23 protein-coding genes and 2 riboswitches are annotated in these 25,122 nt (G+C 72.4%); of the genes, 14 read left to right on the top strand and 9 right to left on the bottom strand.

Annotated elements, in window-relative coordinates; translation table 11 throughout:
- Positions 1 to 114 precede the first annotated feature (114 nt).
- Genes ACVGV0_RS17235 through hxlB form a run of 4 tightly spaced genes read left to right on the top strand, consistent with a single transcriptional unit; the run spans position 115 to position 3,531 of the window.
- On the top strand, positions 115 to 1,413 hold the full coding sequence (locus tag ACVGV0_RS17235; RefSeq protein WP_459156719.1) for an MFS transporter: 1,299 nt from the start codon (positions 115 to 117) through the stop codon (positions 1,411 to 1,413).
- The gene (locus ACVGV0_RS17230) at positions 1,410 to 2,351 is read left to right on the top strand and encodes a sugar kinase (RefSeq protein ID WP_459156718.1); all 942 of its coding nucleotides are present in this window, start codon (positions 1,410 to 1,412) and stop codon (positions 2,349 to 2,351) included. Before ACVGV0_RS17235 ends, ACVGV0_RS17230 begins: the two co-directional genes overlap by 4 nt.
- A 2-nt stretch (positions 2,352 to 2,353) precedes the next feature.
- A complete protein-coding gene (locus tag ACVGV0_RS17225) occupies positions 2,354 to 2,980 on the top strand; it encodes an orotidine 5'-phosphate decarboxylase / HUMPS family protein (RefSeq protein WP_459156717.1) in 627 nt (208 codons plus the stop codon).
- Complete coding sequence (hxlB, locus tag ACVGV0_RS17220; protein ID WP_459156716.1) at positions 2,977 to 3,531, top strand: 6-phospho-3-hexuloisomerase; 555 nt, start codon at positions 2,977 to 2,979, stop codon at positions 3,529 to 3,531. Before ACVGV0_RS17225 ends, hxlB begins: the two co-directional genes overlap by 4 nt.
- Before the next feature lie 87 nt (positions 3,532 to 3,618).
- On the opposite strand, the gene ACVGV0_RS17215 is transcribed toward hxlB, so the two are convergent.
- The 3 genes from ACVGV0_RS17215 to ACVGV0_RS17205 all read right to left on the bottom strand — a co-directional run bounded on the left by ACVGV0_RS17215 (position 3,619) and on the right by ACVGV0_RS17205 (position 9,758).
- On the bottom strand, positions 3,619 to 5,922 hold the full coding sequence (locus ACVGV0_RS17215; RefSeq protein WP_459156715.1) for a HelD family protein: 2,304 nt from the start codon (positions 5,920 to 5,922) through the stop codon (positions 3,619 to 3,621).
- A 288-nt stretch (positions 5,923 to 6,210) separates the two neighbouring features.
- On the bottom strand, positions 6,211 to 7,209 hold the full coding sequence (locus ACVGV0_RS17210) for a transglycosylase SLT domain-containing protein (RefSeq protein ID WP_459156714.1): 999 nt from the start codon (positions 7,207 to 7,209) through the stop codon (positions 6,211 to 6,213).
- Positions 7,210 to 7,400: 191 nt separating this feature from the next.
- Complete coding sequence (locus tag ACVGV0_RS17205; protein ID WP_459156713.1) at positions 7,401 to 9,758, bottom strand: ATP-binding protein; 2,358 nt, start codon at positions 9,756 to 9,758, stop codon at positions 7,401 to 7,403.
- A 271-nt stretch (positions 9,759 to 10,029) separates the two neighbouring features.
- Between ACVGV0_RS17205 and ACVGV0_RS17200 the strand changes: the two genes are divergently transcribed.
- The 3 genes from ACVGV0_RS17200 to tesB all read left to right on the top strand — a co-directional run bounded on the left by ACVGV0_RS17200 (position 10,030) and on the right by tesB (position 13,439).
- Entirely contained in the window at positions 10,030 to 10,716 is a 687-nt protein-coding gene (locus ACVGV0_RS17200) for a DUF2461 domain-containing protein (RefSeq protein WP_459160041.1), read from the top strand.
- 222 nt (positions 10,717 to 10,938) lie between these two features.
- Entirely contained in the window at positions 10,939 to 12,360 is a 1,422-nt protein-coding gene (gene pyk / locus ACVGV0_RS17195) for a pyruvate kinase (RefSeq protein WP_459156712.1), read from the top strand.
- A 140-nt stretch (positions 12,361 to 12,500) separates the two neighbouring features.
- Entirely contained in the window at positions 12,501 to 13,439 is a 939-nt protein-coding gene (gene tesB, locus ACVGV0_RS17190; RefSeq protein ID WP_459156711.1) for an acyl-CoA thioesterase II, read from the top strand.
- A 72-nt stretch (positions 13,440 to 13,511) separates the two neighbouring features.
- On the opposite strand, the gene ACVGV0_RS17185 is transcribed toward tesB, so the two are convergent.
- Both ACVGV0_RS17185 and ACVGV0_RS17180 read right to left on the bottom strand, forming a co-directional pair.
- Complete coding sequence (locus ACVGV0_RS17185; RefSeq protein WP_459156710.1) at positions 13,512 to 13,946, bottom strand: VOC family protein; 435 nt, start codon at positions 13,944 to 13,946, stop codon at positions 13,512 to 13,514.
- A 206-nt stretch (positions 13,947 to 14,152) separates the two neighbouring features.
- Positions 14,153 to 14,656, bottom strand: a complete 504-nt coding sequence (locus ACVGV0_RS17180; protein ID WP_459156709.1) for an Lrp/AsnC family transcriptional regulator — start codon at positions 14,654 to 14,656, stop codon at positions 14,153 to 14,155.
- Between the two features lie 91 nt (positions 14,657 to 14,747).
- Here ACVGV0_RS17180 and ACVGV0_RS17175 point away from each other — a divergent pair, with 91 nt between their 5' ends.
- The 3 genes from ACVGV0_RS17175 (at position 14,748) to ACVGV0_RS17165 (ending at position 16,804) form a co-directional block, all read left to right on the top strand.
- Positions 14,748 to 15,395: a LysE family translocator gene (locus tag ACVGV0_RS17175; protein WP_459156708.1), complete on the top strand. Its 648-nt coding sequence runs from the start codon at positions 14,748 to 14,750 to the stop codon at positions 15,393 to 15,395.
- 57 nt (positions 15,396 to 15,452) lie between these two features.
- A complete protein-coding gene (locus ACVGV0_RS17170) occupies positions 15,453 to 15,944 on the top strand; it encodes a D-alanyl-D-alanine carboxypeptidase (RefSeq protein ID WP_459156707.1) in 492 nt (163 codons plus the stop codon).
- A 176-nt stretch (positions 15,945 to 16,120) separates the two neighbouring features.
- Positions 16,121 to 16,804, top strand: a complete 684-nt coding sequence (locus tag ACVGV0_RS17165) for a DedA family protein (RefSeq protein WP_459156706.1) — start codon at positions 16,121 to 16,123, stop codon at positions 16,802 to 16,804.
- A gap of 142 nt (positions 16,805 to 16,946) precedes the next feature.
- On the opposite strand, the gene ACVGV0_RS17160 is transcribed toward ACVGV0_RS17165, so the two are convergent.
- The 4 genes from ACVGV0_RS17160 to ACVGV0_RS17145 all read right to left on the bottom strand — a co-directional run bounded on the left by ACVGV0_RS17160 (position 16,947) and on the right by ACVGV0_RS17145 (position 21,219).
- Positions 16,947 to 17,462 (bottom strand): hypothetical protein, encoded by a 516-nt coding sequence (locus ACVGV0_RS17160; protein ID WP_459156705.1) that lies wholly within the window; start codon positions 17,460 to 17,462, stop codon positions 16,947 to 16,949.
- A 188-nt stretch (positions 17,463 to 17,650) separates the two neighbouring features.
- Positions 17,651 to 18,931, bottom strand: coding sequence for a serine hydroxymethyltransferase (gene glyA / locus ACVGV0_RS17155; protein WP_459156704.1), 1,281 nt, complete (start codon positions 18,929 to 18,931; stop codon positions 17,651 to 17,653).
- A gap of 62 nt (positions 18,932 to 18,993) precedes the next feature.
- Positions 18,994 to 20,097, bottom strand: coding sequence for a glycine cleavage system aminomethyltransferase GcvT (gene gcvT, locus ACVGV0_RS17150; RefSeq protein ID WP_459156703.1), 1,104 nt, complete (start codon positions 20,095 to 20,097; stop codon positions 18,994 to 18,996).
- Positions 20,098 to 20,225: 128 nt separating this feature from the next.
- Positions 20,226 to 20,323, bottom strand: a riboswitch (glycine riboswitch).
- Positions 20,324 to 20,417, bottom strand: a riboswitch (glycine riboswitch).
- Positions 20,418 to 20,553: 136 nt separating this feature from the next.
- Entirely contained in the window at positions 20,554 to 21,219 is a 666-nt protein-coding gene (locus tag ACVGV0_RS17145; protein ID WP_459156702.1) for a TetR/AcrR family transcriptional regulator, read from the bottom strand.
- Between the two features lie 126 nt (positions 21,220 to 21,345).
- On the opposite strand from ACVGV0_RS17145, the gene ACVGV0_RS17140 reads away from it, so the two are divergent.
- The 4 genes from ACVGV0_RS17140 to ACVGV0_RS17125 all read left to right on the top strand — a co-directional run bounded on the left by ACVGV0_RS17140 (position 21,346) and on the right by ACVGV0_RS17125 (position 25,088).
- Complete coding sequence (locus ACVGV0_RS17140; RefSeq protein WP_459156701.1) at positions 21,346 to 22,524, top strand: acyl-CoA dehydrogenase family protein; 1,179 nt, start codon at positions 21,346 to 21,348, stop codon at positions 22,522 to 22,524.
- 156 nt (positions 22,525 to 22,680) lie between these two features.
- Positions 22,681 to 22,836 (top strand): hypothetical protein, encoded by a 156-nt coding sequence (locus tag ACVGV0_RS17135; RefSeq protein WP_459156700.1) that lies wholly within the window; start codon positions 22,681 to 22,683, stop codon positions 22,834 to 22,836.
- A gap of 120 nt (positions 22,837 to 22,956) precedes the next feature.
- On the top strand, positions 22,957 to 23,772 hold the full coding sequence (locus ACVGV0_RS17130; RefSeq protein WP_459156699.1) for a potassium channel family protein: 816 nt from the start codon (positions 22,957 to 22,959) through the stop codon (positions 23,770 to 23,772).
- Between the two features lie 62 nt (positions 23,773 to 23,834).
- Positions 23,835 to 25,088, top strand: coding sequence for a Tm-1-like ATP-binding domain-containing protein (locus ACVGV0_RS17125; protein WP_459156698.1), 1,254 nt, complete (start codon positions 23,835 to 23,837; stop codon positions 25,086 to 25,088).
- The last annotated feature ends 34 nt before the right edge of the window (positions 25,089 to 25,122 follow it).

The following is a 25,122-nucleotide window of genomic DNA, read 5'->3' as shown; positions in this document are numbered from 1 at the left end:
CGGTGCGGGTGGTGGTGTTGACCGCGTTGTGGCCGCTTCGTAAAGTCAGCACAGGTTTTCATCATACAGGAAAGTTTCCCGTATTGCGGAAACTGGCGACGAAGGAGTCGGCCCGTGCACACTTCCGCGGCAGAACCGGCCGAGCTCGGCAGGCAACGCTGGTTCCGGTTGCTCCCGGTCGCGTTCGTCACCTACTCGCTGGCGTATCTCGACAGGTCCAACTTCGCCATCGGCGTCGCCGGCGGGATGGAGCAGGACCTGCAGCTCAGCGGTGCGGTGTCCTCGCTCATCGGGGCTTCGTTCTTCCTCGGCTACTGCCTGTTCCAGATTCCCGGCACGCTGTACGCGGAACGCCGCAGCGTCCGCGAGCTGATCTTCTGGTGCACCCTCGCCTGGGGCCTGCTCGCGGCGGCGCAGGGGCTGCTGCACAGCGCCTGGCTGCTCGTCCTCGTGCGCTTCCTGCTCGGTGCGGTGGAGGCCGCCGTGCTGCCGGCGATGGTCGTGTTCCTCGCGCGCTGGTTCACCAAGCGGGAGCGCGGCAGCGCCAACGCGGTGCTCATCCTGGGCAATCCGATCACCGTGATGTGGCTCAACGCCGTCTCGGGCTACATCGTCGAGCTCACCAGCTGGCGCGAGATGTTCATCATCGAGGGGCTTCCCGCCGTGGTGTGGGCGTTCGTCTTCCGCGCCCTGGTCACCGACCACCCGGAGCAGGCCCGCTGGCTCAACGAACCCGAACGGCGCGGGCTGACCGCGGAACTGGCCGCCGAGCGCGGCGGCAGGACACCGGCGAACTCGTTCCTCGCCGCGCTGCGCTCGCGGGTCGTGGTGGTGCTCTCGCTGCAGTACCTGCTGTGGAGCATCGGCGTGTACGGGCTCGTGTTCTGGCTGCCCAGCATCGTCACCGCCGGCACCGGACGGGGCATCGGGATGAGCGGACTGCTGTCGGCGATCCCGTTCGGCGTCGCGGCCCTGGCCATGGTGGTGAACTCGCGCGCCTCGGACCGCTCGGGCAGCCGTCCGCGGTACGTGTGGCCGTGGCTCGCGCTCGGCGGTCTGGTCTTCTTCCTGTCCTACGCGGTCGGCCCGGAGCACTTCTGGATCGCGTTCGCCCTCCTCGTGGTGGCGGGCGGCGCGATGTACGCGCCGTACGGGCCGTACTTCGCCTACGTCTCCGAGAGCCTGCCGGCGAACTTCGCCGGTGCCGGGGTGGCCGTCGTCAACACGGCCGGTTCCGTCGGCGGGTTCGCGGGGACCTACCTCGTCGGCTGGCTCAACGACACCACCGGTGGCAACGCCGCGTCGTTCGTGCTCATGGCGGGCACCCTCGTGCTCTCCGCGGTGCTGACACCGCTGGTGCGCGCCGGCTCGTACGAGCGCGCCGGCGGCCAGGAGGAGGTGGCGCACCGGTGACCGAGGTGCTCACCTTCGGCGAGGTCATGGCCATGTTCGTCGCCCGCGACGGCGGAGATCTGTCCGAAGTGGACCATTTCGACGCGCGGCTGGCCGGGGCCGAGATGAACGTCGCGGTGGGGTTGAGCCGGCTCGGCCACCGCGTGCGCTACCTCGGCGTGGTCGGCGAGGACCCGTTCGGCCGGCGCGCACGCGCGCGGTTGCGGGACGAGGGGGTCGACGTCTCCGCGCTGTCCACCGATCCCGCGGCCCCGACCGGTTTCCAGCTCAAGGAGCGGGTGTCCGGCCGCGATCCGGAGGTGGTGTACTTCCGCCGCGGATCGGCCGGTTCCCGCTTGCGCTGGAGCGCTGCGGCCGAGGACGCGGTCCGCCGCACGCGGCACCTGCACCTCACCGGCATCGCCCCGGCGCTGGGCGAGCGGACGCGGGAGTTCGCCTTCCGCGCGGCGGAGGTGGCGCGGAGCTCGGGTGCGACCGTGTCGTTCGACCCGAACCTGCGGCCAGCACTGTGGACGGACGGGGCGGAGATGAGCGCCGTGCTCAACGATCTCGCCGCGCGCGCCGACTGGGTGCTGCCGGGCGCCGGGGAAGGGCGGATCCTCGCCGGCACCGATGATCCCGGCGGGATCGCCGCGTTCTACCGTTCCCGCGGGGCCTCGCACGTCGTCGTCAAGCTCGGTGGGGACGGTGCCGCGGTGCACGGCCCCGCCGGGGTCGTGCGGCAGCCGGCGTTCCCCGTCGACGTGGTCGACACCGTCGGCGCCGGGGACGGGTTCGCCGCCGGGTGGATCAGCGCCCGCCTCGACGGTGCCGACGACGCCGACGCCCTGCGGCGGGCCTGCGTGGTCGGCGCGCTGGCCACCACGAGCGAAGGGGACATGGACGGACTGCCCGCACGCCGCACCCTGGACGAGCTGGCGGCGGCCGAGAGGGGATGAGGATGCAGCTGCAAGTCGCGCTGGACCGGATCGCGCTCGACGAGGCGGTGCGCATCGCCGGCGCGACGGCGCCGCACGCCGACTGGGTCGAAGTCGGCACCTCGCTGATCAAGCGCTACGGCATGCGCAGCGTCTCCGAGGTCTCCGCGGCGGCCGGGGAGGTGCCGGTGCTGGCCGACCTGAAGACCGCCGACGACGCGGCGACCGAGTTCACGATGGCCTTCGACCACGGGGCCCGCGCGGCGACGGTGCTCGGAGCCGCCGCCGATGCGACGCTCGACCGGTGCACCGAGGTGGCGGAGCAGGCCGGGGCGCAGGTCGTCGTCGACCTGCTGGCCGTGCACGGGGCGCGCCGCGTCGAGCTGCTCGACCGCCTGCCCGGGCACGTCGTCTTCGCCGCGCACCTCGGCAAGGACGTGCAGGGCGGCGGAGCGGCCGCCGCGGAGGCGCTCGGCACGTGGGCGCGGCACCGCCGCGTCGCGCTGGCCGGCGGGTTGCGCCGCGCGGACCTGCCGGGACTGCGCGGGTACCCGGACCTGCGCGTGATCGTCGGCTCGGCGATCACCCGCGACGCGGACCCCGCGGCGCGGGCGCGCGAATTCACCGCAGCCATGGGAGGAGTGTCGTGACCACCGATCCGTTGGAGCTCATCCGCGACGAGATCGCCGGCGTGCTCGCCGGAACCGACCGGGAGGCGGTCGACCGCTTCGCCACCGAGATCGACGCCGCCTCGCGGGTCTTCGCGAGCGGAGCGGGGCGGTCCGGGTTCATGGCGAGCGCCTTCGCCATGCGCCTGGTGCACCTGGGACTCACCGCGCACGTCGTGGGCGAGGCCACCGCACCGGTCGTGCGCCCCGCTGACGTCCTCGTGGCGGTGTCCGGTTCCGGGGGCACCGCCGGAACCGTGCGCGCGGCCGAGGACGCGGCCGGCCGCGGGGCGCGCGTGCTCGCCGTGACCACCGACGAGGACTCGTCACTGGCCGCTCTCGCGCGGGACGTGCTGCTCGTGCCCGCCGCGACCAAGCACCGGCGTGCGGGCGAGGCCGCGACGGCGCAGCCGCTGTCGAGTCTGTTCGACCAGTGCACGCACGTGCTGTTCGACGCGGTGTGCCTGCGCCTGGCCGCGCGGCGCGACGTGGACAACGCCGCCGCCAAGGCAGCGCACGTCTCCGGCGAGTGACCGCGCCCCGAGCGCGCACCCGGGTGGGTGGACATTTCCGCGGGCCCGCCGGGGTGTGCGCGCGGGCCCGGGTGAGCCCCGCCGGGATCATTCCACCTGCAGCTCCGCGGGCAGGTCGCCGGTGTGCACCAGGCCGAGGCGCTGGGTCGCGCGGGTGAGCGCGACGTAGAGGTCGTTGTGGCCGCGCTCGGACTCCTCCAGGATCGCCGCGGGTTCGACGAGCACCACCGAGTCGAACTCCAGCCCCTTGGCCTGCTCCACGCTCAGCAGCACCGTCGGGGACTGGAGGTTCTCCGGCTCGGCGCCCACGCTCGCCTCGCCGAGCGCCGCCGCCAGCGACTCGCCGTGCTCGGCGAGCAGCTCGCCCGGCATGAGCACCGCGAGCTTGCCGTCGCCGAGGACTTCCCGCTCGGCCGCGAGCACCGCGGGCAGCTCCGCGACCAGCCCGCCGGCGGCCGGCCGCCGGAACCAGGGTTCGTGACCGCTGCTGCGCACGGACATCGGCGTGGAGGCGTCCGCGTCCGCGGCGGCGAGCACGTTGCCGGCCATGTCCATGATCTCCGCGGGCGTGCGGTAGTTGACCGTCAGGTCGGCCAGCCGCCACCGCCGCTGCACGTAGGGGTGCAGCACCTCGCCCCACGAGCTCGCGCCGCCCAGCGCCCCGGTCTGCGCGGTGTCGCCCACCACGGTCATCGAGCGGCTCGGGCACCGGCGCATGAGCACGCGCCAGGCCATGGGCGACAGCTCCTGAGCCTCGTCGATGATCACGTGCCCGAACGTCCACGTGCGGTCCTGGGCGGCGCGCTCGGCGGCGCTGAGATCGCTGCTCGTGCGGTGCCGCTGGGCCAGCAGCTCCGCGTCGAGGACGTCCTTGACCCGCAGGCGCTCCTCGTCGCGGATCTCGTCGTCCTCCTCCATGATGTGCAGCACGCCCTCGGCGTAGGCGAGCTCCTCGCGCTCCTGGCGCTCCTGCTCGGCGCGGGCCGCGCTGTCGTCCTCGCCGATGAGCTCGGCCAGCTCGTCGAGCAGCGGCACGTCCGCCGGTGTGACCGCGGAGCCGGCTTCGCGGAGGAGTTCGGCGCGCTCGTCCTCGTCGAGCTGCTTGCGCACCACCCGTTTGAGCCGCGCGGCGTCGGAGAACAGCTCGTCGAGCACGCGGGTCGGTTCCAGCTGCGGCCACAGCCGCTCCAGCGCTCGGTCCACGGCGGAGTCGGCGCGGAGCTCGCGATCGATGTCGTCGAGGTCTCGGCTGTCGAGCAGGTCGCGCCCGAGCCGGTCGGCCACGCGCAGCGTCAGCGCCGAGTACATCTCGTTGCGGAAGGTCTTGCGCGCCACGTTGTGCGGTTTGCGGGTGCGCCGGGCCTTGGTGCGCGCGTTGCTGACCTCCTTGCGGTCGACGCGCACCGGTTCGCGGTCGAAGGTGACCTCGAAGTACTCCTTCGGCACCTGCTGGTAGTCCCGCACGGCGCCGGTGAGGACCTTGACCATGGACTCGCGCCCCTTGATCTCGGCGGCGCGGGGCGAGTCCTCGGCGGTGGCGGTGACTCCCGGGTACAAACCGCCCACTGTGGACAGAAGTACGCCGGTCTCGCCGAGCGAGGGGAGGACCTGCTCGATGTAGCGCAGGAACGTCTGGTTCGGGCCGACGACGAGCACCCCGCGCTTGGTCAGCTGCTCGCGGAAGGTGTACAGCAGGTAGGCCGCGCGGTGCAGGGCCACCGCGGTCTTGCCGGTGCCCGGGCCGCCCTGCACGACGAGCACCCCGTTCAGCGGCGCGCGGATGATCTCGTCCTGCTCGGCCTGGATCGTGGCGACGATGTCCTGCATCTGACCCGTGCGGCGGGCGTCCAACCGCGCCAGCAGGGTGGCCTCGCCGGCCAGCCCGAGATCGCTGCCCTCCTCGGCCGCGTCCAGGTCGAGGACCTCGTCCTCGAGGTCGCGGACCCGGCGCCAGCCGGTGTGCAGGTGCCTGCGCCGCCACACGCCGTCGCGGGAGGTGGCGGTGGCGAGGTAGAACGGCCTGGCCGCGGGGGCGCGCCAGTCGACCAGCAGGGGTTCGTACTCGTTGTCCTCGTCGAACAGGCCGAGACGTCCGATGTGGAAGCGCTCACCGCTGTCGAGGTCGATGCGGCCGAAGCACAGGCCGTGCTCGACCGCGCTGAGCTGGTTGAGCCGCTCGGTGTACATGCGCGCGGAGATGTCCCGCTCGGTGCGGGCCTGCGGCGGCCCCCCGGTTTCGGCGAGTGTCGCCTTGAGCCGCCGCGTCGTGTCCTCGCGCACCGCGTCGAGCTTGTCGTAGAGCATCGCCACGTACTCCTGTTCGGCGGCGATGTGCTGCTCACGTGCGGAGTCCCGGTCCTGGGACGATACGGGTTCGGGCGATGCTGTCACGGTTTACTGGAGCTCCAGCTCGGCAACGAGGGTGCGGTCACCGGGCCGCTCGGCGCGGCGTCCGACCAACCAATATACCGCGGTGCTCCGCGGTGCCCGTTTCCGCGAGCGGAGCACGGCCTCCGGGGCGGAGCGCGGTGGCGGGCGGTGGGGACGCGGGCCGAACGTAGCGGGGCACCCCCGCCGAGCGGCGGAGGTGCCCCGTGTGACACGGAAAACTCGAAACCCCGAACCGATCTGGGGTGGCATGGCTCGTCCACCCCGTTCCCGTGCCGGGTCCTGGTGCGATCAGTAGCCCTGGTACGAACCTCCGGAGCGGACGCCGTCGACGCCGGGGACCTCGGAGACCGATCCGTACCGGTCGATCGCGTAGCGCGTGGCGGCCACGATGTTGTCCACCGGGTGGAGGATGTTGCCGTGGCCGGGCGCGGCGTACTGCCGGAAGGTCGGCTCGATCGTCTGCATCAGCCCCTTGGAGGGGGTGCCGGCCGAGGCGTTGGAGTCCCAGTTGTTGACGGCGTTCGGGTCGCCGCCGGACTCCTTTTCGATGATCATCCGGATGGCCTCGTGGTCGAGCTGCTCGCGCGGCACGCCGTTGCGCTCCAGCACGGTCGTCGCCTGGTCGATCCAGCGGTCGATCCGGTCCTCCGGCGGGCCGGCGGGAGCCTGCGAGCGGTCGCCGCCCCGGTCGCCGGCCTCCTCGTCCTCATCGGTGCCGCCGCTCCTGCCGGAGCTCTCGCCCTCGCCGGCGCGGTTCTCCTCGTCGGAGCTGCCACCCCTGCCGGAGCTGTCGCCCTTGCCGGAGTCACTGCTCTCGTCGCTGTCGTCCTCGCGGTGCTCCGCGTCCCGCTTCCGGTCACCGCCCTGCTTCGCGCCACCCCCCTGCTGGGAGGCGTCGCGCTGGGCCCAGGGGTCCTGCGAGCGCTGGCGCGGGTGGTGGGACTCGCGGTGACCGCCGCTGTCGGCGGCCGCGCGGGTCTGGGCTGCGGAGTCCGCCGACCGCCCCGCGTCGGCGGAAGCGGTACCGGCGGAAGCACTGCGCTGCTCGGGGGCGCTCAGCGGTGCCGCCTCGGCCGCCTGGTGCACGGCCGCGCGCTGGGTACCGGCCTGCGGCTCGTGCTCGCTCGGGGTGGCGAACACGCCCAGCACGCCGATCGCGACGGCGGCGGTGCCGACCTGCACCGAGCGCATCCGGGGCGGCACGCGGTGCTGGCCGTGCTGGTCGGCGAGCGCGGAGCGGAACCAGTCGCACGTCCGCTGGGTCGTCTGAATCGCGGGGTGCGCCACCCTCTCCCAGAAGCGCCGTCCCGCTCGACCGGACGTCCGACCCTCGTCCTCGGGGGAATGAGATGAATCGGGGGCCATGCCTCCGAGACTCCCGATACTCACCGTGTACGCACATGGAGGTTTCTACGTGCATCTGTACCTAGATGTGCACCGAGGGATTACGGAGAACGGCAAAACGACTGCGCAGTGTTTCAACGATCTTGTGACTCTGTGTGGCTCGCCTCATCCGCGCGCTGCCCGGCGACCCAACCGGCGATCTGCGCCCGCGAGGTGAAGTCCAGTTTGGTGAGGATGTTCTGCACGTGCCCCTCGACCGTGCGCTGGGCGATCACCAAGCCCTCGGCGATCTCCTTGTTCGTCTTGCCCTCGGCCACGAGGTCGGCGATCTGCCGCTCCCGGCGGGTCAGCGGCATCGGGTGCACGTTCTCGCTGCGGGCGCGGGTGTGCTTCTTGCTCTCCAGCGCCAGATCGATCGCCTGGCCGTGCGGCGTGTGGTACCCGCGGTCGAAGGCCTCCTGGAACGCCGTCTCCCCGAGGTCCTGCCGGGCGGCGTGCTCCTCCTCGGCGTGCGTGCGGGCGAAGGTCGCGTAGAAGCCCGGCTGCGCCCGCACCGCTTCCCACGCGGCCGCGGCCGCGCCGAACAACCGCGCGGCACGTGCGCTGCGCCCCTGCCGCCTGGCGATCCAGGCCAGCGTGTCCAGCGCGAACGCCATGCCGAGCCGGTTGTCCATGCGGCGCTGCATGCGCAGCGCGTCCTTGGCCGCCTCCTCGGCCCGTTCCCGCTTGCCGCGCTGGAAGTTCACGTGCGCGGCGGCCCACAGGGCGTAGGAGCGCCAGAACAGCTCGCCGCGCTCCGCGCTGATCTGGATGTTCTCCCCGATGAGGCCGAGCCCGCGTTCGACCTCCCCGCGCAGGCCGCGGGTGAGGCCCAGCAGGAACAGGGCCGAGAGCTGCCCCGCGACGAGCTCGCCGCGCCGGTAGCCGGACAGCGACTGCTCCAGCTGCGCGGCAGCCCCGTCGAGATCGTCGCCGGACAGCAGCCGCAGCCCGCGGATGAGCGCCAGGTGCGCCCGCGGAGCGCTCGACTCGTCCCCGCCGAGCAGGTCCTCGGCCTCGTGCAGCAGCCCGTCGGCCGCGGCGGTGTCGCCCTGCAGCAGGGCGAACCAGGCCGTCAAGCGCAGTGCCGGCCCGCGCTCCGGGTCGTCGGCGGGCGCGCCCTCCAGAGCGATCTGCAGCCAGTGCCGCGCCTCGCCCACCAGGCCCCGAGCGGCCCAGTACGTGCTCAGCTCCGCGGCCATCCGCAGCGCGGTGGACGTCGTCGCCGCGTCCCCGGCGGCGGTGTGCAGCGCCACCCGCAGGTTGCTCTGGTCCCGGCGGATGCGCTCGACCCACTCCACCTGCTCCGGGCCCACCCACTCCGCGGCGAAACGCGCCGCCAGCTCCTGGTACCAGGCCCGGTGCCGATGGGCGATGCGCTCCTGCTCGCCGCTCTCGGCGAGCCGTTCCTGCCCGTACTCCCGCAGCGTGTGCGGCAGGCGGTAGCGGACCACGTCGCCCACCTCCTCGCGGGCGAGGACCGACTGGTCCACCAGCGAGTGCAGCGTGCGCAGCACGTCCGTCTCGGACCACCCGTCGCCGCAGACGTGCTCGGCGGCCTCCAGGTCGAACCCGCCGGAGAACACCGAGACCCGGGACCAGGCCCGCTGGTCGGCCTCCGAGCACAGCTCCCAGCTCCAGTCGACGAGCGCGCGCAGCGTCCGCTGGCGGGGCGGGGCGCTGCGGCGTCCCTCGGCCAGCACGTCGTAGCGCTGCGCCAGCCGCTGCTCCAGCTGCTGCGGCGACAGCGAGCGCAGCCGCACGGCCGCCATCTCGATCGCCAGCGGGTTTCCGTCGAGGTGGTGGCACAACCGCATCAGCGCCGGCGCGTTGTCCGAGTTCACCTCGAACTCCGGCACCGCGGCCCGGGCGCGGTCGACGAACAACCGCACCGAGGCGAACTGCTCGTAGGCCTCCGGCGGCGGCAGGTGGTCGACGTCCGGGACCTGCAGCGGCGGCACGACCATCGTGCTCTCCCCGGCGATCCCGATCGACTGGCGGCTGGTCGCCAGCACCCGGACCCCCGGGCACCAGCGGATGACGTCGCTGGTCAGCTGCGCCACCGCGTCGACGACGTGCTCGCAGTTGTCCAGCACCAGCAGCGCCTCCCGGTGGCGCAGGTGCTCGACGACGGTGGTGGCGACGTCGGAGGTGGACGGACCCCCGAGGCCGAGCTGCTCGACCACCGCGTCCGGGACGAGCGCACCGTCGCGGAGGTCCTCGAGCTGCACGAACCAGGCCTTGTCGCGGAACGTGCGGCGCATGTTCGCCGCCACGCGCAGCGCCAGGCGCGTCTTCCCGACACCGCCCGGGCCGGTGAGCGTCACCACGCGGGACTCGGCCAGCAGCCGCTTGGTCGCGGTGATCTCACGACGCCGGCCGACGAACGTCGTGACGTCGGCCGGGAGGTTGCCCGAGGACTCGCCGGGGCGGGCGCGCGCGATGGAGACCACGCCCCGAGCGTAACCCGGTTCGAGCCCTGTGACCTGCGATCTTGCGGTGACATGGGCGGGCGCGTGAGCTCTCGCACGTCTGGTGGTGCCCGAGGTGCGGAGGAGGCGCCGCCCCGGAGGAACGGGTGGTCGAGCCCTTGGCAGACTGGGCCCCGGACGGACCGGGCCCGGGCAGGTGGGGCGTGGTCCGGTGGTGCCGCGCAGTGCGGCGGAAGGCGCCTCCGGGGAGGTGCCGCGGCGGCGCGGGGTGCACGGCGATGCGGGAGGTGCGGTGGCCGGCGACGCCGAGCAGCGGCGGTTCGAGGGCTTCGGCGAGGGGGCGGTCGACTTCTTCGAGGGCCTCGAAGCGGACAACTCCAAGGCGTACTGGAACGACAACCTCGCGCTCTACCGCGAGCACGTGCGCCGCCCCGCGGAGGCGCTGCTGGCCGAGCTGGAACCCGCCTTCGCCCCCGGCTTCGGCGCGGGCAAGGTGTTCCGCCCGCACCGGGACGTGCGGTTCAGCAACGACAAGTCCCCGTACAAGACGCACTGCGCCGCCGTCGTCGAACCGGGCCGGGGCGGAGGTGCGTTCTACTTCGAGATCAGCTCCGCGGGGATGCTCGTCGCGGGCGGCTGCCTGCACACCGAACCCGACCAGCTGGCGAGGTTCCGCGCGGCCGTGGACGCCGAGCCGCACGGCGAGGAACTGCGCCGGCACGTCGACGAGCTCACCGGTCGGGGCTGGCACCTGGCCGGGGACCGGTTGGCGACCCGGCCGCGCGGCGTCCCCGCCGACCACCCGCGGTTGGAGCTGCTGCGGCACCGCACGCTCCACGCCTGGTGGGCGTGGGAACCGGACGACGCGCTGCACAGCCGCTCCTGCCTGGAGCGGGTGCGCAACTCGTGGGAGCAGCTGCGCCCGCTCAACGACTGGTGCGCAGCGCACGTCGGCGTCACCGAACGCCGGCGCCGGTGACGGCTCCCGGGCGCGCCGCGGAGCCGGAGGGCGCGGATCCGGCGCGGTGCTGCCGTCCCGCGGGTGCGGTGGGCGCACCTGATCCGGGAAGGAATAGGATGAACGGGCTCGCCACCGCGGTGCTGGAGAACGGGATTCGCCCGGCGGCGGGCGCACTCGATCGGCTCGGATCGAGGCGGCGGAGTGCTGCGGACATCGGTCAACGGACTAGGCTGGAACAACGTGAGTCGACGAGCGAAGATCGTTTGTACCATGGGCCCCGCCACCGCCACGAAGGAGAAGGTGGCTGAGCTCGTCAGCAGCGGGATGAACGTGGCGCGCATGAACTTCAGCCACGGCTCCCACGAAGATCACCAGCACGTGTACGACCTGGTGCGCGCCGAGGCCGAGGGGTCCGGACGCGCGGTCGGCATCCTCGGCGACCTGCAGGGTCCGAAGATCCGGCTGGGCACGTTCGCCGACGGTCCGGTGGAGTGGCGGACGGGAGAGGTCGTCCGGATCACCGTGGACGACGTCCAGGGCACGCACGACCGCGTGTCCACCACCTACGAGGGGCTCGCCGAGGACGCCAAGCCCGGCGACCGCCTGCTGGTCGACGACGGCCGTGTCGGGCTGACCTGCACCGCCGTCGAGGGCAACGACGTGGTCTGCGAGGTCACCGAGGGCGGGGAGGTCTCCGACCACAAGGGCCTCTCGCTGCCGGGCATGGACATCTCCGTGCCCGCGCTGTCCGCGAAGGACGTCGAGGACCTCGAGTTCGCGGTGCGCCTGGGCGTGGACTTCATCGCGCTGTCGTTCGTGCGCAGCCCCGCGGACGTGGACCAGGTGCACCAGGTCATGGACCGCATCGGCCGGCGCGTCCCGGTGATCGCCAAGCTGGAGAAGCCGGAGGCGGTGGACAACCTGGAGGCCGTCGTGCTGGCCTTCGACGGCGTCATGGTCGCCCGCGGCGACCTGGGCGTGGAGCTGCCGCTCGAGCACGTCCCGCTGGTGCAGAAGAAGGCCATCCGCATCGCGCGGGAGAACGCCAAGCCGGTGATCGTGGCCACGCAGATGCTGGACTCGATGATGCACGCCTCGATGCCCACCCGGGCCGAGACCTCCGACGTGGCCAACGCGGTGCTGGACGGCACCGACGCCGTCATGCTCTCCGGTGAGACCAGCGTCGGCGAGTACCCGGTGGAGACGGTGCAGACCATGGCGCGGATCGTGGAAGCGGTCGAGGCCGGGTCCACGACGCCGCCGCCGCTGAGCCACGTCCCGCGGACCAAGCGCGGCGTGCTCTCCTACGCGGCCCGCGACATCGGGGAGCGGCTCAACGCCAAGGCGCTGGTGGCCTTCAGCCAGTCCGGCGACACGGTGCGCCGTCTCGCGCGGCTGCACACGCACCTGCCGCTGTTGGCGTTCACCCCGGAGGAATCCGTGCGCAGTCAGCTCGCTCTCACTTGGGGGACGGAGACCTTCCGGGTGCCTAAGGTGGACACGACGGACCAGATGGTGCGCCAGGTCGATCAGGCGATGCTCTCGCTGGGGCGGTCCCAGCGCGGCGACATGGTGGTGATCGTGGCCGGTTCCCCGCCGGGGACCGTCGGCTCCACCAACCTGATCCGGGTGCACCGGTTGGGCGAAGAAGACCACGTGTGAACGATCGACAGTAGCCGGCGCGGCGCGAGCGCCCGGTCGCGCCGCTCGGTCGCACCGCGTCGACCGGGGCGGTGCGACCGGGCGTTTCGCGTTGCCGGGCCGGCGGCGCCCGCGCGGCGCCCGAACGCAAGGAGTCCGCAGTGACCGAGGCAGCGCGAGCCGCGGCTGCTGATCTGGCAGCGACCGGTCAGACCGAGGACGTCCCCCGCGACGTGAACGGGATGCCGTGCGGCCAGCCGGTGGTCGACGGCCTGGTCGCCCTGCTCGACCTGGAGCGGATCGAGGAGAACATCTTCCGCGGGGTCAGCCCGCCCGGTTCGCCGGTGCGCGTGTTCGGCGGCCAGGTCGCCGGGCAGGCGCTGGTGGCCGCGGGGCGGACGGTGCCCAGCGACCGGCACGTGCACTCGCTGCACGCCTACTTCATCCGCCCGGGCGACCCCGACATCCCGATCGTCTACCAGGTCGACCGCACGCGCGACGGGCGCTCGTTCACCACGCGGCGCGTGGTCGCCGAGCAGCGCGGCGAGACGATCTTCTCGCTGTCCGCCTCCTTCCAGGCCGCCGAGGAGGGCATGGAGCACGCCGACGAGATGCCGGACGTGCCCGCGCCCGAGTCGCTGCCCTCGTTCGGCGAGAGCATCGGCGACCTGGTCGAGAAGCTGGGGCGCGACCAGCCCCGCCCGATCGACGTCCGCTACGTGACCACCCCGCCGTGGGTGCGGCGCGAGCAGGACGAGCGGCAGGCGAAGAGCCAGGTGTGGATGCGCGCCGACGGCTCCCTGCCCGACGATCCGCTGCTGCACGTGTGCGTCGCCGCGTTCGCCTCGGACATGACCCTGCTCGACTCGGTCCTGGGCCGGCACGGCGTGTACTGGGGACTGGACGACGTCTCCGGCGCGAGCCTCGACCACGCCATGTGGTTCCACCAGCCGTTCCGCGCCGACGAGTGGCTGCTCTACGACTGCTCCTCGCCGGCCGCCTCCGGCGCGCGGGGGCTGGCCACCGGCCGGTTCTTCACCCGGGACGGGCGGCTCGTGGCCACCGTGGTGCAGGAGGGACTGCTCCGGGTCAAGGACTGAGACGCCGCTCGAACACCGGCCCCGGTGCGGGAAGGCCACTTCCGGCACCGGGGCCGGTGCGCGTCTGAGCACCTACTCCGCGAGGAACTCCGTCGTGCCGTCCGGGGCGAAGCGCAGCCACGGGTTGTGGCAGATTTCCCAGAGCACGCCGTTCGGGTCGGTGACGTGGCCGTGGTAACCCCCGAAGTTCGCCCGCTGCGGTGTTTTGACCAGCGTTCCCCCGGCCTCGACGGCCGCGCGCACCGTCGCGTCGACCTCCTCGGTGCTGTCCACGTTGTGCGCCAGGCTGATCCCGGTGGCACCTGTTCCCGGGGTCGCGGAACCGATGTCGCCGTGGAACTGCCCGGTGTCGAACAGTCCGAGCAGCATGCCGGGTGCGGTCTGGAAGAAGATGATTTCGCCGGGGACGTCGAGCGCTGGTTGCCAGCCGAGCCCGTCCACGTAGAACGAGCGGGCCGCGTGCAGCTCGTCGGTGGCGAGCGTGATCACGTGCGTGCGCTGGTCCATGGCGGTGCAGTGTTCCAGAGCCCCGCGCACCGCACGCGGAGTTCGCACGCACCGCGGTGCGCGTGTCGGTCGGCTCCGGAGCGGCGCTGCTGGCCGGCCCGGCGCCCGCGTGCGCACGCCCGCGCGATGACCCCGCTCGCCGGCCGCGGTCCCGCGGGTGGGTGCGGACCGGCACCCGCCGGGAGCGGTCGTGGTTCCGCGGGAGCTCACTCGCGGCGGCGCCGCTGCGGGCGCAGCTGCGGCGGGGGCGTCAGCGCGCGGGTGTGCACCTGCTCGAGCACGATCGAGCTGGTGAAGTGCCGGACCTCCGTGCGGCCGGCGAGCTTGTCCACGAGGAAGCTCTGCAGGTGGGTCGTGTCGGCCACGGCCACGTGCAGCAGGAAGTCCGCCTGCCCGCTGACGTGCAGCAGCGAGCGCGTCTCGGGCTGGGAGAGGACGAACTCGCGGAAGCTGTCGACGACGTCCCGGGTGTGCGGGCGCACGTTGACCGAGACGACCGCCTCCAGCGGCAGTCCGGTGGCCGCCGGGTTGACGTCGATGTGCGAGCCGGTGATCACGCCGCGCTCGCGCAGCCGCCGCACGCGCTGCAGGCAGCTGGAGGGCGCGAGGCCGATGCGTTCGGCCAGGGTCCGGTTCGGCAGCGTCGCGTCGTTCTGCAATTCCTCCAGGATCCGCCAGTCCACCGAATCGAGTTCCACTGCTTCGCTCATTGCCGAACATCGTATGCGGCGAGTGGAAGTTCGGCGAACTGGAGGGGCACGATGGGATTACTGCTCGAACGAATGACTACCTGGAGGTGTGGTGACTATCGACTGGGGGCCGTTCCTGCTGGCCCTGCTGGTGATCGTGATCGTGCCGGGACCGGACTTCGTGCTGGTCACCAGCAACGCGGCGACCAGCAGCCGCTGGGGGTGGCTGGCGGCGATGGGCGTGACGGCGGGGCTCGTGCTGCACGCCACGGCGGCGACGCTCGGCCTGTCCGCGCTCGTCGCGGCGGTTCCGGCCGCGCTGTGGGTGGTCAAGGGCCTCGGCGTGGCCTACCTCTGCTGGATGGGCCTGCGGATCCTGCACAACGCGCGGCGAACGCGCTCCGGCGGAACCGTCGACAACGCCGTTCCCCCCACCAGCGGCAACGGTGCCGTGCACGCGGCGCAGACCGGCCGCGCGGTGTTCCTGCGGGCACTGCTCACCGACGTGCTCAACCCCAAGGTCATGCTGACCTTCCTGACCCTGCTGCCGCAGGCCATGGACCCCGGCGCAGCGCCGATGCCGCAGGCCGCCCTGCTCAGCGCGGTCGCGGTGAGCGCCTTCGCCTCGTGGTGGCTCGTCGTCGTGCCCTCGGTGCAGCGGCTCTCCGCGCTGCTGGCGAAGCCGCGGCGGCGGCGCGTGTTCGAACGCTGCTGCGGCGGTGCGCTGCTGGTGATGGCCGGGTCCATCGCCATGGGCTGAGCGGCCGCCCCGGGCCGGCGGCGCCGTTCGCGGCGCCGGCCGGTCGCTCCGCCGCGGATGCGACCGCCCCGATCCGCGGGAGCTCCCGCGGGGGCTGCTGGAACGCCGCACCCGCGCGGGCGCTCCCGCGGGCTCCCCGACGCGGTGGTGGCCGTGTTGTTGACCACGCTCCGGGGACGTGCTTCGGTGAGTCGCCGACGGTGGCGGGCTCCTCGGAGAGGGTGTGCGATGCGAACGCGGTGGAACTGGGCGGGGGTCGCCGGTCGTTCCCCTCGTGCGGCGGAGGGCGCGGTGCGCGCGAAGAACGGGCTGCTGAGCGGGGTGTCGGCGTTGCCCGGCTGCGTCGCGGCGGCACGCGGACGTGATCCGGTGTTCGCGGTCGTGCTCAACGACTTCGTCACACCGCGGGCGCCGAGCGAGGCGGAAGACGCCCTCGCGCCCCGGCCCGCTGCGTACGGTGGAGAGCGTGACCGCCTCGCCTCCCCCGCGGTCTCCGGGCACCGTTCGGAAGTGGAGAGGGGCGAGGAGGTGCGCGCACCCGTGCCGTGAGGGCACCGCGAGCCGCGCCACCGCGGCCGCACAGCCGGAGAAAGTCGGGAACGTTCCCCGTGCGCGGTGTCCGGGCGGATCCGTGCCCAGGTGGGGGACATCCCTGAGTGTGCTCGAGCACGTGGCCGGTAGCGTTGCGGGAAGATGCCTGCCGGTGTGCTCCCCGAGGTGATTGCGTGGCGTTCATCAGCGACTTCCTGGCCCTCGTCGCCGGGTTGCCCAGACCACTGCTGGTACTGGTGACAGGTGGGCTGGTCCTCGCCGAGTGCACGCTGGGCCTCGGGTTCCTCGTGCCCGGGGAGAGCGGGCTGCTCATCTCGGCGGCCACGGTCGACAGCTGGGGCTTCTTCCTCACCCTCGCGTTGGTGGTGACCCTCTGCGCCGCCGTCGGCGACAACATCGGCTACTGGCTGGGCAGGCGCTACGGCATCCGCGTGCGCGAGACCAAAGCCGTGCGCAAGCTCGGCCAGCAGCACTGGGACCGGGCCACCCGCCTGCTGCGGCGCTTCGGCATCGGCGCGGTGCTCGTGGCCCGCTTCCTGCCGGTCGTGCGCACGCTCGTGCCCGCCGCCGCGGGCACGAGCCAGCTCGGCTACGGCCGCTTCCTCCTCGCCTCCGTGGTCGGCGCCGCCGGCTGGTCCGGGATGCACGTGGGTGTCGGCTGGGCGGCGGGCACCTCGGTCAAGGCGATCGAGCACGCGCTGGGGCAGGCGAGCTGGCTGTTCGCCACGGTGCTGGTCGTCGGGGGCGTGTCGATCTGGTACTGGCGCCACCGGCGCGCCCGCAAGCAGGAGGCCGCGCTGCAGCAGGAGACCGGTGGACCCGTCGCGGCCGACGAGGACGTCGAGCAGGCCGCCTGAGCGCGGTGCCCGCCGCTGCGCTTCGGCCCCGTTCAGCTGGGACGCACGCCGCGCGTGCGGACCGCTCGCGGGCGCGACCCCACCGGCCGGCGCGCCTCGGGCGGGTCGACCGCCGGCCGAGCTCTGCGAGGAGCTCGCCTGATCAGCTCTTGAGCCGCGCCGTGTTGCCGCTGAGCTGCATCAGGGTTCGCCGCAGCTCGTGCGGTGGTGGTGCGTCGGCGCCCAGCGGCACGAACAGGCCGTTGCACCGGGCGCTGCCCCGCGGGGCGTTCAGCCGCACGTGCAGGGAGGTGCCGAGCACGGGCCGGTGACCGAGGCGGATCCAGCGCACGTCCGGCCAGCGCACGGTCCGCCGGGTCTCCCGCGTGCGGTAGGTCAACCCGCCGGCGGTGAACGTGATCGACAGGTCCCGCATCCGCAGCACCGGCAGCCACGCGACGGCCTGCAGCACGGCTGGCAGGGCGGTGCAGAGGAAGGCGAAGATGCCGAACCACCACCCGTACGACCAGGTCTCGCCCTGCTGCGAGGTGATCAGCAGGCTCGCGGCGAAGCAGGCGGCCAGAGCGGGTCCGCCGACGGCCGTTCCCGCCAACCACCACATCCGCCGCGCGGCGGAGGGCTCGCGCGCGATTCGCACGTCGGGGGTGATCGTCTCCATGGCGCGTCAGGATGGCACCCGCGACCACGTCCGCGGGGCGTTTCGCGGGCGATGTCGTCGAATCGTCCCGCGATCGAGGCCGCGCCCCCGGTCGGGAGCGCGGCCCCGCCACGATCGGGCCGCGGTCCCCTCCGGTGGAGCGGAGGGGACCGGCAGATCAGCAGCTGTTGCTCACGGCCTCGGGCGGATCACAGGCCCGGGTAGAGCGGTTTGGCCGCGGCGAGGGCCTCGACGCGGGCCCGCAGCTTCTTCGTGCTCGCCTCGTCGAGGTTCGGCTGCAGCGCTTCGGCGATGACGTCGGCGACCTCGCCGAACTCCTCGGCGCCGAAGCCGCGGGTGGCCAGCGCGGACGTGCCGATCCGCAGCCCGGAGGTCACCATCGGCGGCCGCGGATCGTTCGGCACCGCGTTGCGGTTGACCGTGATCCCGATCTCGTGCAGCCGGTCCTCGGCCTGCTTGCCGTCCAGCTCGGCGTTGCGCAGGTCCACCAGCACCAGGTGCACGTCGGTCCCACCGGAGACCAGCTGCACCCCCGCGGCGGTCGCATCGCCCTGCTGCAAGCGCTGCGCCAGGACCTGCGCCCCCTCGACGGTGCGCCGCTGCCGGTCGACGAACTCCTCGCCGCGTGCGGCCTTGAACAGCACCGCCTTGCCCGCGATCACGTGCTCCAGCGGACCGCCCTGCTGCCCCGGGAACACCGCCGAGTTGAACTTCTTGGTGAGCTCCTCGTCAGCAGAGAGGATCACCCCGCCCCGCGGACCCCCCAGGGTCTTGTGCGTGGTGGTGGTGACCACGTGCGCGTGCGGCACCGGGTTGGGGTGCAGCCCCGCGGCGACCAGACCGGCGAAGTGCGCCATGTCCACCATCAGGTACGCCCCGACCTCGTCGGCGATCTCCCGGAAGCGGGCGAAGTCCAACTGCCGCGGGTACGCCGACCAGCCGGCGATGATCATGTTCGGCCGGTTCTCCCGCGCCAGCCGGGCCACCTCGTCCATGTCGATGCGGTGGTCCGACTCGTCGACGTGGTACGGCACGACGTTGTAGAGCTTGCCGGAGAAGTTGATCCGCATGCCGTGGGTGAGGTGGCCACCGTGGGCCAGGTCCAGCCCCATGATCGTGTCGCCCGGCTTGAGCAGCGCGAACATCGCAGAGGCGTTGGCCTGCGCACCCGAGTGCGGCTGCACGTTCGCGAACGACGCGCCGAACAGCTCCTTGGCCCGGTCGATCGCCAACTGCTCGATCACGTCGACGTTCTCGCAGCCGCCGTAGTAGCGCTTGCCCGGATACCCCTCGGCGTACTTGTTCGTCAGCACCGACCCCTGAGCCTCCAGGACGGAGCGCGGTGCGAAGTTCTCCGAAGCGATCATCTCCAACGTGTTCTGCTGGCGACGCAACTCAGAACCCACCGCAGCAGCGACCTCCGGGTCGACCGCGGCAAGCTGGTCGTTGAACAGGTCCGGTGTGGACATTTGGTGTTGCCTCCTGTTTTCTGTCTGCGACGGCCCTGCGGATCGGTCGAACGGCGCGGTTGTCACGTGCCGCGGCGGTAGAACGGCAGTTCCACCACCTCCACCGGCAGCGACCTGCCGCGCACGTCCACGTTCAGCGCCGTGCCCGGTTGGCTGTGCGCGCGGTCCACATAGGCCATCGCGATCGGGTGCCCCAGAGTGGGGGAGGGCGCACCGCTGGTGACCTCGCCGATCTCGTTGCCCCCGGGGTCGAGCACGGAGTAGCCGTGCCGCGGCGCGCGCCGCTGGTCGGTGCTCAGCCCCACCAGTGTCCGGTCGGTGGGAACTTCGGCGACCTTCGCCAGCGCGGCCTTGCCCACGAAGTCGTCGGGTTTGTCGAGCTTGACCACCCGGCCGAGATTGGCGTGGTACGGCGTCAACTCGGCGCTGAGCTCGTTGCCGTACAACGGCATACCCGCTTCCAGCCGCAACGTGTCCCGGCAGGACAGTCCGGCGGGCTTGAGGTCGTGGTCCGCGCCGGCCTCGGCGAGCGCCCGCCAGATCGGCTCGGCGTCCTCCGGCGCGGTGAACAGTTCGAAACCGTCCTCGCCGGTGTAACCGGTGCGGGCGAGCATGACCTCGCGACCAGCCACGGTGCTGTAGTACCCGGCGAAGTACTTGACGGTCGACAGGTCGGTGTCGGTCAGCGGCCCGAGGATCGCCGCCGCGTTCGGCCCCTGCAGCGCGATGAGCGCGTACTCGTGCGAGGTGTCGTGGAACTCGACCTCGAAGCCGGAGACGCGGTCGGCCAGCGCTTCGGAGACGGTGCCGGCGTTGGCGGCGTTGGCGACGACGAGGTACTCGTCCTCGCGCAGCCGGTAGACGATGAGGTCGTCGAGCACGCCGCCGTCGCTGTTGCAGATCATCGTGTAGCGCGCGCGGCCGGGCGTGATCGCCGAGGTGTTGGCCAGCAGGGCGTAGTCCATGGCCTCCGCGGCCTGCGGCCCGCGGATGTGGAGCTCACCCATGTGCGACAGGTCGAACAGGCCGGCGCTGTTGCGCACCGCGTTGTGCTCGGCGGTGTCACTGGTGTACCGCACCGGCATGTGCCAGCCGGCGAAGTCGGTGAACGTCGCACCCAGCTCCTCGTGGACCTGGTGCAGGGGCGTCTGCCTCGGTGAGGTCATCGTGTCTGACTCCTCCTGGGGGCGGCGCCGGTCGGCGGTCGCGGGTCCGGAACTGCACGCAATCGGATCCTGCCAGCGTAGCCGGACCACTTCGATCGCCACCCGCGCGGTCGTACGCACGTCGGGCGATCTCCCCTGGAGTCATGGGCCTGAGAGTTTCACCGTCGCTGGACGGCTTGCACCGTGGGCGAGAAGCGGTCCGCTCCTGCTTTCCTCCCGTTCCGCCTCGTACCGTGCGGTAGGTGGTGCCTGAGAGTTTGCTGGGGAGTGCTTGCTCCTTCGGCGTCCCGACGGGCCGGGATCTCTCCCGCACGGAGTCAACGGCGCGGTATTCGGTTGTGCGGTCTGCTGTCCGCTGCTGTCCGGTTGTGGCCTGGTCAGAGCGTGACGCTACGGAGGACCCCGCGGGCAGTCAACCGCAACGCGAGGCTGATCTCACTCGGTTGCGCGTGCAGGTCAGCGCGGGGTGTGCGGCATCGCCGCTCCGCCCTCGCGCGCCGCTGCGGTGAGGGTGCGGTGGACCTCGCGCAACCCGTCGATGAGCGCTCCGAGGGCGAGTTCGAAGCTGTCCGCGTCGATCTCGGTGTGCTGCGGCAGCAGGTGGGCGCGGTCGAGGTGGGGGAACCGCTCGTCGTAGACGCTCGCGTCGGCGGGGAAGCCCTCGGCGAACGAGGCCATGGCCGAGCCGACGACGAGGTACTTCGTCGACGCGCCGATCATCGTGGCGTACCGCTGCGGCCAGCCGGCGCGCACGAGGCCGCCGTGCACCCGGTCGGCGCGGCGCAGCGCGTTCTCCCGGCGGGCCGGTCCGCCGGCCAGGAACGGCACGAGGTTGGGGTGCGCGCGCAGGGCGGCGCGGTAGGACCGCGCCCACGTGCGCAGGCCGGTGGGCCAGTCGACCTCGAAGCCGGAGACGTCGACCTGGGCCATGACCTCGTCGGAGATCGTGTGCAGCAGGTCGTCCTTGTTCGGCACGTGGTTGTACAGCGACGCCGCGCGGACGTCGAGGCGCTCGGCCAGGCGGCGCATGGACAGCGCCTCGAGCCCCTCGGCGTCGATGATCTCGAGGCCGACCCGGGCGATGCGCTCGGTCGTCAGGCGGGGACGGCTCGGACGGGGCACGGTTTCTCCACGGTCGGGACGGGGTGGCCTGGGGTGGACGCCTCTTGCGAAGGCTGCGCGGCCGACTCTAGGCTGCCATAAAACTAACGTTGTTAGTTAGTAGCTCACGCGGAAGGGTGCAGGTCAATGGTCGACTTCTCGTTGTCCGATACCGAGCGCGACGTGCGCGACTGGGTGCGCCAGTTCGTCCAGCGCGAGCTCATGCCGCTGGAGCAGCAGGTGCTGCACCGGGAGCGCGCCGGTGAGCGGGGGCTGACCGAGCAGGAGCAGGCGGACCTGCGGAACAAGGCGCGCGAGGCGGGGTTCTGGGGCGTGCAGACCCCCGAGGAGTACGGCGGGATGGGCCTGCCGGCCGTGCTGACGGCGCTGATCCAGATCGAGCTGGGGCGCACGTTCGTGCCGTTCCAGTTCGGCGGTGACGCGGACAACATCCTCTACCGCGGCAACGAGGAGCAGCAGCGGCGCTACCTGCTGCCCACCATCGAAGGCACCCGGAAGTCCTGCTTCGCCATCACCGAGCCCGGTGCCGGATCGGACGCGAAGAACATCCGCACCACCGCCCGCAAGGAGGGCGGCGAGTGGGTGATCAACGGCGAGAAGACCTTCATCACCGGCGGCATCGACGCCGACTTCGCCATGGTGTTCGCCGTCACCGACAAGTCCAAGGGCGCCGACGGCGGAGTGACCTGCTTCCTCGTCGACCGCGACATGGGCTGGACCTCCGAACCCATCGACATCATGGGCGAGTGGGAGCGCCAACCCGCCTCGCTGGTGTTCGACGAGGTGCGCGTGCCCGAGGAGAACGTGCTCGGCGAGGTCGGTCAGGGCTTCCAGCTCGCGATGCAGTGGATCGGCCGCGGGCGCTACATGCTGCCCGCGCACGCGCTCGGCGCCTGCGAGCGGCTCGTCGGGATGGCCACCGAGTACGCCAACAACCGCCAGACCTTCGGCGCGCCCATCGCCGACCGGCAGGCCATCCAGTGGATGATCGCCGACTCGGCCGTGGAGATCGAGGCGCTGCGGTGGCTCGTGCTGCAAGCGGCCTGGCAGGTCGACCAGGGGATGGACTCGCGGCACGCGCAGTCCATGGCCAAGCTCTACGGCGGGACCCGCGCCAACGAGATCGTCGACCGCGTGATGCAGATCCACGGCGGCATGGGCTACACCCGCGAGCTGCCGGTCGAGCGCTGGTTCCGCGACCTGCGGTTGCTGCGCATCTTCGAGGGCACCGACGAGATCCAGCGCCGCACCATCGCCCGCAACATCCTCAAGGGGCACAGCTCGGTCAGCGGGGTGCTCGGCTGAGGTCCCCGCGCCGGGGCCCGCCGCGCGCGGTGTCGTCCCCGCGATCACCTCGGTAGGCTGGTGGACGCCTGATCCCCAGGTGACGCGCCGGTCTGCCGTTCGACGGGCAGGACTTCGGCGGACAGGCCGCGTGCTGAGGACCGACCAGGAGCGGACATGTCGCTGATGAAGAAGATCGTCGGACTCGCCAGCAGCCCCCAGGGGCGCCGGGCGATCCGGCAGGCGAAGAAGTACGCCCAGGACCCCAAGACCCGGGCCAAGATCGACGAGGCGAAGAACAAGCTGCTCAAGGGCAACAAGCCGAGCCGGTGACGCCCTGCGGCCCGCCGTTCCCCGCGGATCGGCGGGCCGTTCTTCCGCGCGGGCAGCGCGGACGTGACCGGTGCCGCGGCCGTGTTCCCGGGCGCTTCCGGGCACGGCACCATGGGCGCGATGTCATCCGAGACCGTGCGCTCCGAGAACGCGGGGAGCGCCGCTCCTCCACCGCTGGCGAAGTGGGAGCAGCGCACCGAGTGGCCGCTCATCGCGCTGTCGGTGCTGTTCTTCGCGCTGTACGCGTGGACGGTGCTCGAACCCGGCATGCAGCCGGGCGTGCGCCGCGGCGTCGGAGTGGCCATGTGGGTCACGTGGGGCGCGTTCGCCGTGGACTACGCCGTGCGCCTCGCCCTGGCCAGGCAGCGCGGCCGGTTCGTGCTGCACAACCTGTTCGACCTGGTGGTCATCCTCGTCCCGGTGCTGCGCCAGCTGCGCGTGCTGCGGCTGGTGACGGTGCTGGTGCTGATGAACCGCAGGATCCAGGCGCGGGTGCGCGGGCAGGTCGTGCTGTACGTCTCCGGCGCGACCGCGCTGCTCGGCGTCTCGGCCGCCCTCGCCGTGCTGGACGCCGAACGCGGCGCCGGCGAGGCCACGATCACGAGCTTCGCTGATGCGCTGTGGTGGACCATGGCGACGATCACCACGGTCGGCTACGGCGACTACTACCCCGTGACCGGGCAGGGCAAGCTCATCGCCGTGGGGTTGATGCTCGCGGGCATCGCCCTGCTCGGCGTCGTCACCGGCAGCATCGCCTCCTGGTTCGTGGAGAAGTTCGGCGGTGTGGAGAACTCCGTCGAGCGCGCCGGCCGGGCCACGGCCGACAGCGCCGCGGAGGCCGAACGGCTGCGCGGCGAGGTCGCCTCCCTCAAGACCGAGATCACCGCGCTGCGCGCGCAGCTGCCCGCCGTCCCGGACGAGGGCCGGTCGTCGTGAGCCGCTGACGCGGCGGACGCGCGCCTCTGGGCAGAGCAGGCGCTGGCGCAGTAGCATCCGCGATGATCACGCAGCCGTGTACGGAGGGCGCCGTGACCGGAGGGCACCGCACGCCGAGGGCCTACGTGGTGGGCACGTTCGACACGAAGGGGGACGATCTGCGCTACGTGGCGGAGCTGCTCGCCCCGCACTGCGCCGTGACCACCGTCGACGTCGGCACCGGCCCCGCTGCGCGGAGCGCGGCACCGGACGTCCCCGCCCGGGACGTCGCCGCGCACCACCCCGAGGGGGCGGACGCGGTGTTCACCGCCGACCGCGGCACGGCGGTGGCCGCCATGGCCCTCGCGCTCGAGCGCTTCCTGGCCGAGCGGCCGGCGGACGGGGTGCTCGGCCTCGGCGGCTCCGGCGGCACCGCGCTGATCTCCCGCGGTCTGCGCGCCCTCCCGGTGGGCGTGCCGAAGATGATCGTGTCCACAGTGGCATCCGGTGACACCTCCTCCTACGTGGACTCCTCGGACCTGGTGCTGTTCCCCTCGGTGACCGACGTCGCCGGGCTGAACCGCATCTCCCGCCGCGTGCTCGGCAACGCCGCGCACGCGCTGCTCGGCGCGCTCACGCACGAGGTCCCCGAAGCCGAGCACGAACCCGCGCTCGCGCTGAGCATGTTCGGCGTGACCACCCCGTGCGTGACCGCCGTCGCCGACAGGATGCGCGCCACCCACGACCCGCTGGTCTTCCACGCCACCGGGACGGGCGGGCGGGCCATGGAGAAGCTCGTCGACGACGGCTACGTCGAAGCGGTCGTCGACATCACCACCACCGAGATCGCCGATCTGCTCGTCGGCGGTGTGATGAGCGCCGGCGAGCAGCGCCTCGACGCGATCGCGCGCACCCGGGTGCCCTACGTCGGCTCGTGCGGTGCGCTGGACATGGTGAACTTCGGTGCGCGCGGCACCGTGCCGGAGGAGTTCCGCGACCGGTTGCTGTACGAGCACAACCCGCAGGTGACGCTGATGCGCACCACCGCCGAGGAGTGCGAGCGCATCGGCGAGTTCCTCGCCGGCAAGATCAACGCCTGCGCGGGGCCCGTGCGGTTCCTGCTGCCCGAGGGCGGGGTGTCCCTGCTGGACTCCCCCGGTGCCGCGTTCCGCGATGCCGCCGCCGACGAGCGGCTGTTCGGCGCGATCGAGCGGAACGTGCGCGACGCCGAGCGGGTGCGGCGCGTGCCGCACAACATCAACGACGCGGAGTTCACCGACGCCGTGGTGGCCGCCGCGGCGGAAGTGGGCATCGGTACCGCTCCGCGGTCGTCGTGAACGACCGAGGCACCGGCCCGCGCGGGGACGCCCC

Source organism: Salinifilum ghardaiensis, from assembly GCF_054491345.1.
Note: the sequence above shows the minus strand (reverse complement) of the source record. Positions and strands in the feature narration are given on the sequence as shown.